The organism is Myxococcus sp. AB036A (genome assembly GCF_006547355.1).
In the GTDB taxonomy this organism is placed as follows: Bacteria; Myxococcota; Myxococcia; order Myxococcales; family Myxococcaceae; genus Myxococcus; species Myxococcus virescens.
The window spans coordinates 45,085-55,170 of record NZ_VHLC01000056.1 but is presented as its reverse complement, the minus strand read 5'-3'; the positions used below and the strand labels follow the sequence as shown (position 1 = coordinate 55,170).

The window sequence follows — 10,086 nt, the reverse complement described above, 5'->3', positions numbered from 1 at the left end:
CGTCCACCCCCGGCGCACGCCCCGACTCCGTCCCGGTGAGGTGCTCGCGCAGGGGGCCTTGTGTGATGGCCTTGTCCAGCGAGTCCACCTCGAAGCCGCTGGTGAGGCTCTCCCGGCCCACCTGCGGACGGAACAGCCCCACGCTCAGCCAGGCGCGCTGGGGCAGCACGGTGAAGGTGACGCTGGCCTCGTGGAGGGCCAGCGGCGGCCCCTGGAGCGGACCGGGCAGGAGGATGAGCCGGTCGAACGACACCTCCAGTCCGCCCCGCACCCACGGTGACCCGGTCAGGTGGAGCCCCACCCGCCCACGTCGCAGGCTCACGGCGGCGGCGCCCGAGGCGCTCAGCCCCTGGTCGATTCGGAGCTGAAGCGCCTCCCTGATTTCGAGCCGCGGCCCCGCCTCCACCACCTCCTCGGCCCGCCCCGGCCGCGCCATGCCGGCCAGGGCCAGCAGGCAGAGCGACAGCACGATCCGCGTCCTGCGCGTCGCGCGCTCCATGGGGGCCACGACTCGCTAGTAGCGGATGACCTGGTAGCCCTCAGCCACCAGGCGCGACAACTCCGCCACGCCGTCGTCCACCACGTCGGCCTGGGGCTGGAGCTTCTTCGGGTCGATGCCAAACTTCTGCAGCGCGGTGCCGCACGCCACCAGCCGCACGCCAGCGGCCTTCGCCGCCTGGGCCGCCTCGCGGACCTCCGCCGGCACGGCCTTCACTGTCGGGTCCAACGCCACCACCGCGCGGCCGTAGGTGAGCCACACCACGTCCGAGAGGTAGCCCGACTCCTTGGCGTTCTTCACGTGTCGGAGGGAGCTGGAGAGGGTCCCGATGTCCTCCAAGCCCGTGTTGGCCACGAAGACGAGCTTGCCCTGGCGAGCGGGCACTTCCTTCTTCGCGGGCTGGGACGGCGGCGCGGCGAACGTGGCCAGGGGAGCGGTGACGAGCGCGATGACGAGCAACGGCAGGAAGCGATTCATCTGAACAGACTCCGAAGTGGTTCGAGGACTACTGGATGGACAGCACATGGATGAGCCCCCAGGCGGACAGCGCCAGGGCGGCGAAGCCAACGAGGCCCGCGTAGACGACGCGCATGCCCGCGCGGCGGACCATGCTCAGGTGGGTGCCAAGGCCCATGGCCGCCATGGCCATCACCATGAGGAAGACGCTGGCGGTAGAGAGCCACGCCTTGGCGGCGGCGGGCACCACGCCCACCGTGCCCAGCACGCCCACCGCGAGGAAGCCGATGACGAACCAGGGGATGGGTGGCTCCTTCAGCGAGTAGCGCACCTGCCCGCCCGCGCCGGAGACCAGCCCCAGCACCACGAGCGCGGGGGCCAGCAGCACCACGCGGGTGAGCTTGACCAGCGTGCCCAGGTCCCCGGCGGAGGTGCCCCAGGTGAAGGCCGCGGCCATGACCTGCGCCACCTCATGCAACGTGGCGCCCGACAAGATGGCGAGCTGCGCGGTGCTCAGCCCCAGCAGCGGCCCCACGAAGACGTAGAAGAGGACGCCCACCGTGCCCAGGATTCCGCACAGCCCCACCGCCAGCGTGGTGTCCTCCTCCTCCGCGCGGGTGACGGAGCTGGCGGCCACCACCGCGCTTGCGCCACAAATGGAAGTCCCCACCGCCAGCAGCGTGCCCAGCTTCTCCGGCACGCCGAAGCGCTTCGTCACCCAGCGGATGCCCAGAATGCCGCCGACGATGACGGCCAGGGCCAGCAGCAGCACGCGTGGGCCCACCTTCGCCACCAGCCCGAAGTCGAGCCGCGCGCCCATCAGCACGATGCCCAACCGCAGCACCGTGCGCGCCGAGTAGCGCGTGCCCTCCATCAGGCCGGGGGCCAGCCCCAGGGCCGTGCGCAGTGAGATGCCAATCAGCAGGGCCACCGTGAGGGGCCCCACCACCTTGAGGCCGGGGAGCGTGGCCAGCCCGTAGCTGACCACCGCCAGTCCAGCGGCGAGCCCGAGCCCCGGCAGCCGCCGGCGCCAGGGGCCTCCAGGCGGAGGCGCGGCGGAAATCGAGTCGGAAGTGGCGAGAGGTGCGGTCATTTCAGGGGGACGGTGGGGGGAAGTCGCGCTCACGGTTGGACCTGCTGGGTGCGGAGCACGGCCGGCAGGTCCTCGCCCACCGCGCGGCCCTCCAGCGACTCGCGCAGTCTCGGCTTGCCGGCGAGGAAGCGGCGCACCGCCTCGTGCGCGTCCACTTCGAGCACTTGCGGATCCTGCACGCCGGGGATGCGGCAGAGCATGTCCGGCGAGTCCCCTTCCCGCTCGCAGGCCGTCACGGTGTAGAGGCGCTCGTCCACCACCGGCTCGCCAGCGACCTCCAGGGCGAGGAGGCGCTGCCCCTTGGGGGCCTCCGAGCGGAAGCGCACCGTCATCCCCGAGGGGCGCGGCAGCCACCCGCCGAAGCGCTTCTCCGGGTCCTTCGCGAAAACGTTCTCCAACTCCTGCTCCCAGAAGGCGCGAAGCTGACGGCCACTCACCTTGCCCGTCTTCAGCTTGTTGGTGATGGGAAAGAAGTTCCACAGGTCCGCCTCACGCACGGGCCCGGGCAGCAGCGGCGTGCCGAAGCGGAAGCCGTTGGAGAGGCCAATCTCCGTCCCGCCAGCGGCGCGGATGGCGTCAGCCAGCACGTTGTCCAGCGGGTTCTCCACCACCGCGTAGCGCGCGAGCGTCACGTCGGTGTGCCCCACCGGCGAGGACAGCTGCTCGTCATAAGGCGCGAGCGCGGCGTCCACGAGCCGCGCCATCTCCGGGTCTTCGGGGAAGCGCGACGCGGTCAGCTCGATGAGCTCCCAGCGGCGGTCCACCACCTTCCCGTCCTCCAACCACAAGTCCATCCGGCCGAGGAAGGAGCCGAAGGCGCCGGGCTCCACCACCCAGCTTCCGCCCTGCTCGATGGGGACATAGGTGCGCTCATGCGTGTCGCTGGACAGGTGGGCGTCCACGCCCGGCACCCGGGCGGCGATCCCCACGGCCTTGGCGAGCCCCACGTGCGACATCAAGAGCACCACCTGGGCGCCCTCGCGCTCGCGCACCTCGCGCACCAGCTCCGGCAGCGCCTCCGGGCCGTCGTAGCGCAGCCCCTTGCTGTACCCCGGGGGCTGACGGCGCGGGACGTCCGGGTCCGTGAAGCCCACCACGGCCACCTTCACCCCGCCCACCTCCTTCACCAGGTACGGCGGAAAGAGCCGTTCACCGCTGGCCGCATCACGCAGGTTGGCAGCGAAGAGCGGATGCTTCAGCTCACGGGCGCGCTGGCGCAGCACCGAGGGGCCATACACCACCTCCCAGTTGCCGGGCACCGCGCCGTCCAGCCCGAGCGCATTGAGCGGTTCGATGAGGACGCCGCCCTCGGTGAGGGCAGCCGCGCCCGAGCCTTGAATCGTGTCGCCGGCGTCGAGCACCAGCACGTCACCACCACGCTCGGCCCGAATCTGTTGGATGGCGGCGGCGACGCGGGCGAAGCCGCCCGCCATCTCGATGCGCTCCTTCCCATCGCGCCAGAAGAGCTCCGGGTGGGCGCGCAGTTGCGCGTGCAGGTCCGCCACGTAGAGGACGGTGAGCTGCTGGCGCTGGGACGCGGGAGCGCTGGCGGTGACCGGGGGCCGGGATGAAGCACAGCCGGAGGCCAGGACGAGCAGCGCGCCGAGCGCGAACAGGAGACGGGACATCGTGGAGCACCTTGCGAGGAGTGAAAGGAGACAGCGGAAGTGACACGAGATGCGCCGCGCGAAGTTCCCGGACAGCGGCTCACCTCGAACGCCTCGCGCATCACGGCCACGTCGACATGGGGCCGAGATTGAAGACGTCCTGGAACCCCTGCTCCTTCAACAGGCGCTCGGCACGGCCGCTGCGCGCGCCACTGCGGCAGTAGACAACCAGGGGCGTCTGCGGCGAGCCGAGCTCTCCGAACCGCCGTGCCAGTTCATCCACCGGGATGTTCACCGCGCCGGGCAGGTGACCGGAGGCGAACTCCTCGGGCGTGCGGACATCCACCAGCGTGGCGCCCGCCTCCACCCTGCGGCGGGCCTCGGACCCCACCGCGGCGTCACCTGGACGCGGGCGCGTACAGGCGGTGAAGAAGAGACCCATGAACACGGCGGCGGCGACAACGAAAATGACCTTCATGGCGCGGCTCCAAGCGACCCCGGTGGCCACTGGCCCCCGGGAAGTGCGTACAGCCTGGTGAGAGCCATGGCGACGGCCGAAGGATTCAGCGCCCTTTCCGCCCGGCAGCCCGGCCGCGACAAGGGCACGCAGACGCGCGCACTCCCGCCTCCCCCAACGGCCGGCGGGGACGGTTCGGCCGCCGCTTCCGGCAGGGCCCCGCCCCAGCCGCCTCAGGGAGAGAGGCGGGCCAGCGCGGCCAGGAGCACCGCGGGCTCCAGCTCGGAGACGGCCAGCGCGGCCCGCTCGCCCCCACCGGGCAGCACGCAGATGCGCTCGCCCACGGGCCCTTGCGTGCACCGAGGCCCGTCACCAGCGAAGCGGGCCGCCTCCTGCGCCGCCGCCGAGCCCGGCAGGGGAAGGAAGAGCGTCATCGCCTTGCCCTCCTCGTGCCGGTACAGCAACGAGGCGGAGAGCTTTCCATGCAACCGGCAGCGACGGGCCCCCAGCAGCGTCGCGCCTGGCACCACCGGCACATCCACCGGATAGCCCACCTCCCGCTCCACCCACGCCTTCACCTCGGCCGGGTCCGAGGACTCGAACTCACAGGGGGCGATCCGGGAGAAGGCCTTGAGGTGGTGCCGCTCGAGGTCCATCGCCAGCGCCTCGTTCATGCCACTGGGCCATGACGTCCAGAGAACCCCCACCGATGCGAGCACCGCGGCCAGGCCCGCCGCCAGCCTTCGCCTGGGGAAGGACGGCCTGGGGCGCGGCGCCAACCGCGTGACACGCTCCGTCAGTTCGGGCGGCACTCGCTGCTCCGCGGCGCCCTCCGCCCTCAGCGCCTGCCGCAGCGAGGCATAGCGAGCAGCCTCCCGGGCACAGCCCGCGCATCGGGACAGGTGGTGCGCCACCGCCTGCTGTTCATGCGCCTGGACCTCACCGTCGAACCACGCGGAGAGACGCTCCTGCCACTGGGGGCTACAGGCTTCCATGGACCTTCTCCTTCTCGAGGAAGTCGAGCATCGCCAGCCGCGCCCTCGCCAGCCGCGAGCGCACGGTGCCCACCGGGCAGCCCTGCACCTGAGCAATCTCCTCGTAGCTCAGCTCCTCGACTTCCCGCAGCCACAACGTGTCGCGCCACTCCGGCGCCAGGGAGTCGAGCGCCGCCTGCATCCCCGCACTCAAGGTGCGAGCGTGCAGCTCCGCCTCCAGGTCCGCGGATGGCTCCGGAGGAAGCGCCCGGCCCAGCCCGCCCTCCAGCACCTCCAGGTGAGGCCGCAGCCCCCGGCGGGAGTTGAGGAACACGGTGCGCTGTACGGCGAGCAGCCAGGCCTTGAGGCGCTCGGTCTCTCTCAGCGCGCCGCGCTGCTCCAGGGCGCGCGCCAGCGTCTCCTGGACCAGGTCATCCGCCTCCGCGGCGCTGCCCGTCAGCCGACGCCCCACCCGTCTCAAGACGGGCAGGTGCTCCAGGGCACGTTCAATGAAGGCGCGGGCGCTCACGGGCATGAGGACACAGTGGGACGGGTGAGAGGTTCCCGGAAAAGGACGAGGGCGCTCGAGAAGGAGGAGCGCCCTCGCCTTCCGCGTGGCGGACGCGGGGCTACTGAGCGGGCGTGGCGCCCACGTGCGGAGCCCCTGGACGCGGTGCGCCCACGCCGCTCCGCGACTGCAGCACCTGCGCGAGGTAGAAGCCCGCGAACATGGCGGGCACGAAGACGAGCAACGGGAAGGCCCCGGTCGCCAGCGAGGTGAGCGCGGGACCGGGGCAATAGCCGGCCAGCCCCCAGCCCACGCCGAAGAGGGCCGAGCCCACGAGGAGCTTCGCGTCCGGCTTGCTGGCGGCGAACGCGGGGAACCTGGCGGCGAACAGGGGCTGCGCGCGCCGGTGGATGAGGGGTCGCAGCGCCGCGTGAACGGCGATGGCGCCGCCCATCACGAACGCGAGCCGATAGTCCCAGTCGCCTGCGATGTCGAGGAAGCCGAGGACGTTGGCCGGGTCCGTCATGCCGGCGAGGCCCAAGCCGAGGGCGAAGATGAGGCCGCTGAGGAACGCACTGAGGGAGGAACGCATGGGGGCTTTCTCTAGAGGACGTGGCGGACCAGGAAGACGGTGAGGACACCGGTGGCCATGAAGGTGAGCGTGGCGGAGATGGAGCGGACCGAGCCCCGGCTGATGCCGCAGACGCCGTGTCCGCTGGTGCAGCCGTTGCCCAGCCGCGAGCCGAACCCCACCAGCAGTCCGGCCCCCACCAGCAGCCAGAGGCCGCCCGCGCTCGGGGCCGAGGGCGCCGGGAAGGAGCCGGGGCGCAACCAGGCGAGCAGCAGCCCCCCGGCGAGCAGCCCAGCGAAGAAGAGCACGCGCCAGGCGACGTCACCGCGCACGGGGGCCAGCAGCGAGCCCACCACGCCGCTGATGCCGGCGACCCGGCCGTTGGCCAGGAGCAACAGGGAGGCGCTCAGCCCGATGAGGGCCCCGCCCAGGAGAGGAAGGAGGATGGAGGAAGTCATGTCGCGTGAGAGCCAGGCTCCAAAGAAAGGATTCAGCAGGGCCTGAATCCTTCTTCCACGCCCCGGGCTCTCATGGACAGGAGGCTTCGACATGATTTTCCGGCAGCTTTTCGATTCCGAGTCCTCGACGTACACGTACCTCATCGGCGACGAGACCACGCGCCAGGCCGTCCTCATCGACCCCGTGCTGGAGCAGGCCGACCGCGACCTGCAACTGGTCGCCGAGCTGGACCTCACCCTCACCCACGTCTTCGACACCCACGTCCACGCCGACCACGTCACCGCGTCGGGCACGCTGCGGGAGCGCACGCGGGCCACGGTGGTGGGGAGCGTGAACGGCGCCAGTTGCGCCAACATCCAGGTCCGCCACGGGGACGAGGTGCGCGTCGGTCAGCTCGTCTTCCAGGTGCTCGCCACCCCGGGGCACACGGACGACAGCATCAGCTACCTGCTCGGCGACCGCGTCTTCACCGGGGATGCGTTGCTCGTGCGCGGCAACGGCCGCACCGACTTCCAGAACGGGAACGCGAGCCAGCTCTACGACAGCCTCACGCGCGTCCTCTTCGCCCTCCCCGATGAGACGCTCGTCTACCCCGCCCACGACTACAAGGGCCGCACGGTGACGAGCATCGCCGAGGAGAAGCGGCACAACCCCCGCGTGGCCGGCAAGAGCCGGGAGGAGTTCATCCACATCATGGAGAACCTCAACCTGCCCAGGCCCAAGCTGATTGACGCCGCCGTCCCGGCCAACCGCGCCTGCGGACACACGGCGCCCTCACCCCAAGGGGCCTGAGTCCCCTGGCCACTTCGCAGGAGTCCCGACCATGACACTCCGCCCCTATCAGGACATCACGCCCTCGCAGCTCGACACGCTCGGCCCCGAGGTGCGGCGCATCGACGTGCGCGAACCGGACGAGTACACCGGCCCCCTCGGCCACCTGCCCGGAGCCGAGCTCGTCCCCCTGGCCACGCTTGAGGCCGCCGCCGGCGCGTGGCCGCGCGAGGCGCCGCTGCTGCTCATCTGCCGCTCGGGCGGGCGCTCCGCGCAGGCGGCGCGGTTGCTCGCCCAAGGCGGCTTCAAACACCTCTTCAACCTGGCGGGCGGGATGCTCGCCGTGCGCGAGCCGCTCGCGCCGCGGCCCCAAGGCTGAGCGCGCGTCGCGACAGGACGAACACGATGCCCCTTCTCGGCTTCTCCCTCGCGGCGCTCATGGGCCTGTCGCTCGGCCTGCTCGGCGGCGGTGGCTCCATCATCACCGTCCCCATCCTCGTGTACGTCCTGGGCTTCGGGGCCAAGGAGTCCATCGCCATGGGACTGGCCGTGGTGGGCGTCACCAGCCTCTTCGGCGCGGCGAGCCACTGGCGTAGGGGCAACGTCCAGTGGAAGGCGGCCCTCGTCTTCGGGACGGTGGCCATGGCGGGCACCTACGCCGGGGCGCGCCTGTCCGCGCTCATCTCCGGGACGACGCAACTGCTGCTCTTCGCCACGGTGATGCTCGTCTCCGCCGTCTTCATGTTCCGCAATGGCCGGAAGGACTCCGCGCAGGCGCCCGAGCCCCGGCAGGCGTCCTTCCCCCTCATGGCCCTGGCCGCCCTCGGGGTGGGAGGCCTCACCGGTCTGGTCGGCGTGGGCGGCGGCTTCCTCATCGTCCCGGCGCTGGTACTGCTGGTGGGCCTGCCCATGAAGCAGGCGGTGGGCACCAGCCTGCTCGTCATCGCCCTCAACTCCCTCGTGGGCTTCGCCGGCTACCTCGGCCATGTCGAGGTGCCCTGGGTCTCCCTTGGCATCTTCACGGCCATCGCCGTGGTGGGCATCCTGCTGGGTACCTGGGCGTCCCACTTCGTCTCCCAGGCGACGCTCAAGGCAGCGTTCTCCGGCTTCCTCGTCGTGATGGGCGTCTTCATCTTCTTCAAGAACCGGGAAGCGTTGGGGCTGGGGGGCGCCGCCACCACGACGCAGAATGCCCACTGACGTCACGCAGAACTCCAGGAGGAGCACCATGGCCGAGCAGCCCCCCGACGCAGCCGCTCAATGGGACGCACGCTTCAGTCACCCGGCGTATGTCTATGGCACCCAGCCCAACGACTTCCTCGTGGAGATGGCTTCGCGCCTTCCTCCCGGCGGGCACGTGCTGAGTCTTGGTGAGGGTGAGGGCCGAAACGCCGTCTACCTCGCCTCCCTGGGCCACGCCGTCACCGCCGTGGACGCGTCGAGCGTGGGACTCCAGAAGGCCAAGCAGTTGGCAGACGAGCGCGGCGTCAACATCGAGACGCGCGTCAGCGACCTGGCGCACTTCACCTTCGCGCCGGAGGCGTGGGACGCGGCCATCGTCATCTTCTGTCACCTGCCCCCCGCACTGCGGCGGCGGGTGCATGGCGCGCTGGTGAAGAGCCTCCGCCCCGGTGGCCTGGTCCTCCTCGAAGCGTACACGCCCGCTCAACTGGGCTTCCGCACGGGCGGTCCGCCTGTCGAGGAGCTCCTCTACACGACGGAGGCCCTGCGCGAGGACTTCGCGGGGCTGGAGCTGCCCGTGCTCCGTGAGCTGACGCGCGAGGTCCGCGAGGGGACCCTGCACACCGGAAGGGCCGCCGTGGTGCAGCTCGTCGGTCGCAAGGCGACGTGAGCCTGGACCTGCACGGGCGGAGGACACCTGCTCCGGCGCCGTATCCGCCCTCGTCATCGACCTGTTGAAATCAAACCTGGACACCGAAGCATGATGCCGCCAAGGAGCTTTCCTCCCTGCCCCTCCCCGGCCAACCACACATGATTCGAGACTTGACCTCCGGGAGTAAGTCAGGAGTGCGCCGGCGGCTTCCTACGGGTTTGGCGTCCAGCAGATGAATGGTTGTTCAATGAAATTTGAAACGTAGTTATTGGCGTCAAGCACGCGGAATCGGATGTACTTGGTGTAGTATCGCCCGCCGATAAACAAGTCATACTTGCACGGCTCACTAAAAGTAGTGGAGCCATTGCGCCAGTAGAAGTTGACTGGGTCTGGATTGGCATCGAGATTATGTGCCATTTGCCACTGATAAGTGTACGGCGCTACGCCGCCGCTTGCACTCCCAGAGCACTCAATCCTGGTGAATGAATCATTCCGAAAACAGCTCCCAGTCACTGTCGGTGGCGGAATGTCGAAGGCGACTACCGTGTCGTCCGTATCGACTTCCCTTCCTTCGGCGGAAAGAGGCTCCCCGCAGGCGCTGAGCAAGGCCAACGCCGAAGCAGTCACTGCGATGAGCGGAAGGTGCTTCCTGATGGTGCGAACCGACATGGGCACTCCTGTGGCAAGGCCGAAAAGGCAGTCGAAATTTATCTGACTTTCACGAGATCCCGCTTACGCATCTGAGAAGTGTTCTGAACTGCTCAAATGCTGCGAGCGTCCGAGGGGTTGCCATCCCCGTTGGCTCGGTCCGCAAATGGGTAGCCGTTCAGCGGGTCAAGTCCCGAATCTTGTGTAGC

The 10,086-nt window shown here is 70.0% G+C and carries 13 protein-coding genes and 1 pseudogene; 4 read left to right on the top strand and 10 right to left on the bottom strand.

All coding sequences use genetic code 11. From position 1 onward, the window contains the following. The 9 genes and pseudogenes from FL344_RS22450 to FL344_RS22410 all read right to left on the bottom strand — a co-directional run. Window positions 1–499 (bottom strand): annotated as a pseudogene (locus FL344_RS22450) (hypothetical protein); the annotation flags it as partial. 15 nt (window positions 500–514) lie between these two features. Then, window positions 515–976, bottom strand: coding sequence for a DsrE family protein (locus FL344_RS22445; protein ID WP_228558284.1), 462 nt, complete (start codon window positions 974–976; stop codon window positions 515–517). Between the two features lie 28 nt (window positions 977–1,004). Then, the gene (locus FL344_RS22440; protein WP_141619954.1) at window positions 1,005–2,048 is read right to left on the bottom strand and encodes a YeiH family protein; all 1,044 of its coding nucleotides are present in this window, start codon (window positions 2,046–2,048) and stop codon (window positions 1,005–1,007) included. A gap of 29 nt (window positions 2,049–2,077) precedes the next feature. Beyond that, window positions 2,078–3,676, bottom strand: a complete 1,599-nt coding sequence (locus FL344_RS22435; protein ID WP_141619951.1) for a bifunctional UDP-sugar hydrolase/5'-nucleotidase — start codon at window positions 3,674–3,676, stop codon at window positions 2,078–2,080. Between the two features lie 100 nt (window positions 3,677–3,776). After that, on the bottom strand, window positions 3,777–4,133 hold the full coding sequence (locus FL344_RS22430) for a rhodanese-like domain-containing protein (RefSeq protein WP_141619950.1): 357 nt from the start codon (window positions 4,131–4,133) through the stop codon (window positions 3,777–3,779). Window positions 4,134–4,345: 212 nt separating this feature from the next. Continuing rightward, window positions 4,346–5,107: an anti-sigma factor gene (locus tag FL344_RS22425; RefSeq protein WP_141619949.1), complete on the bottom strand. Its 762-nt coding sequence runs from the start codon at window positions 5,105–5,107 to the stop codon at window positions 4,346–4,348. Continuing rightward, a complete protein-coding gene (locus FL344_RS22420; RefSeq protein ID WP_141592543.1) occupies window positions 5,094–5,621 on the bottom strand; it encodes an RNA polymerase sigma factor in 528 nt (175 codons plus the stop codon). Before FL344_RS22420 ends, FL344_RS22425 begins: the two co-directional genes overlap by 14 nt. Window positions 5,622–5,715: 94 nt before the next feature. Further along, on the bottom strand, window positions 5,716–6,186 hold the full coding sequence (locus FL344_RS22415) for a DUF6691 family protein (RefSeq protein ID WP_141619948.1): 471 nt from the start codon (window positions 6,184–6,186) through the stop codon (window positions 5,716–5,718). A gap of 11 nt (window positions 6,187–6,197) precedes the next feature. Continuing rightward, window positions 6,198–6,623 carry a YeeE/YedE family protein gene (locus tag FL344_RS22410; protein ID WP_141592545.1) on the bottom strand — a complete coding sequence of 142 codons (426 nt, stop codon included), beginning with the start codon at window positions 6,621–6,623 and terminating at the stop codon, window positions 6,198–6,200. A 91-nt stretch (window positions 6,624–6,714) separates the two neighbouring features. Between FL344_RS22410 and FL344_RS22405 the strand changes: the two genes are divergently transcribed. The 4 genes from FL344_RS22405 to FL344_RS22390 are packed head-to-tail and all read left to right on the top strand — an operon-like array spanning window position 6,715 to window position 9,247. After that, on the top strand, window positions 6,715–7,416 hold the full coding sequence (locus FL344_RS22405; protein WP_141592546.1) for an MBL fold metallo-hydrolase: 702 nt from the start codon (window positions 6,715–6,717) through the stop codon (window positions 7,414–7,416). A gap of 31 nt (window positions 7,417–7,447) precedes the next feature. After that, window positions 7,448–7,774, top strand: coding sequence for a rhodanese-like domain-containing protein (locus tag FL344_RS22400; RefSeq protein ID WP_141619947.1), 327 nt, complete (start codon window positions 7,448–7,450; stop codon window positions 7,772–7,774). A 26-nt stretch (window positions 7,775–7,800) separates the two neighbouring features. Further along, complete coding sequence (locus tag FL344_RS22395; RefSeq protein ID WP_141619946.1) at window positions 7,801–8,595, top strand: sulfite exporter TauE/SafE family protein; 795 nt, start codon at window positions 7,801–7,803, stop codon at window positions 8,593–8,595. Between the two features lie 28 nt (window positions 8,596–8,623). Continuing rightward, window positions 8,624–9,247, top strand: coding sequence for a cyclopropane-fatty-acyl-phospholipid synthase family protein (locus FL344_RS22390; RefSeq protein ID WP_141619945.1), 624 nt, complete (start codon window positions 8,624–8,626; stop codon window positions 9,245–9,247). A gap of 192 nt (window positions 9,248–9,439) precedes the next feature. Here the strand turns inward: FL344_RS22390 and FL344_RS22385 are convergent, their stop codons facing one another. Further along, window positions 9,440–9,898: a hypothetical protein gene (locus tag FL344_RS22385; protein ID WP_141619944.1), complete on the bottom strand. Its 459-nt coding sequence runs from the start codon at window positions 9,896–9,898 to the stop codon at window positions 9,440–9,442. Window positions 9,899–10,086: the final 188 nt, after the last annotated feature.

Bases quoted from the DNA above. Each gene is read 5' to 3' on its own strand.
- FL344_RS22410 (WP_141592545.1), bottom strand. From the start codon at position 6,623: ATGACTTCCTCCATCCTCCTTCCTCTCCTGGGCGGGGCCCTCATCGGG.
- FL344_RS22390 (WP_141619945.1), top strand. From the start codon at position 8,624: ATGGCCGAGCAGCCCCCCGACGCAGCCGCTCAATGGGACGCACGCTTC.
- FL344_RS22440 (WP_141619954.1), bottom strand. From the start codon at position 2,048: ATGACCGCACCTCTCGCCACTTCCGACTCGATTTCCGCCGCGCCTCCG.
- FL344_RS22415 (WP_141619948.1), bottom strand. From the start codon at position 6,186: ATGCGTTCCTCCCTCAGTGCGTTCCTCAGCGGCCTCATCTTCGCCCTC.
- FL344_RS22425 (WP_141619949.1), bottom strand. From the start codon at position 5,107: ATGGAAGCCTGTAGCCCCCAGTGGCAGGAGCGTCTCTCCGCGTGGTTC.
- FL344_RS22385 (WP_141619944.1), bottom strand. From the start codon at position 9,898: ATGTCGGTTCGCACCATCAGGAAGCACCTTCCGCTCATCGCAGTGACT.
- FL344_RS22430 (WP_141619950.1), bottom strand. From the start codon at position 4,133: ATGAAGGTCATTTTCGTTGTCGCCGCCGCCGTGTTCATGGGTCTCTTC.
- FL344_RS22420 (WP_141592543.1), bottom strand. From the start codon at position 5,621: ATGCCCGTGAGCGCCCGCGCCTTCATTGAACGTGCCCTGGAGCACCTG.
- FL344_RS22395 (WP_141619946.1), top strand. From the start codon at position 7,801: ATGCCCCTTCTCGGCTTCTCCCTCGCGGCGCTCATGGGCCTGTCGCTC.
- FL344_RS22435 (WP_141619951.1), bottom strand. From the start codon at position 3,676: ATGTCCCGTCTCCTGTTCGCGCTCGGCGCGCTGCTCGTCCTGGCCTCC.
- FL344_RS22400 (WP_141619947.1), top strand. From the start codon at position 7,448: ATGACACTCCGCCCCTATCAGGACATCACGCCCTCGCAGCTCGACACG.
- FL344_RS22445 (WP_228558284.1), bottom strand. From the start codon at position 976: ATGAATCGCTTCCTGCCGTTGCTCGTCATCGCGCTCGTCACCGCTCCC.
- FL344_RS22405 (WP_141592546.1), top strand. From the start codon at position 6,715: ATGATTTTCCGGCAGCTTTTCGATTCCGAGTCCTCGACGTACACGTAC.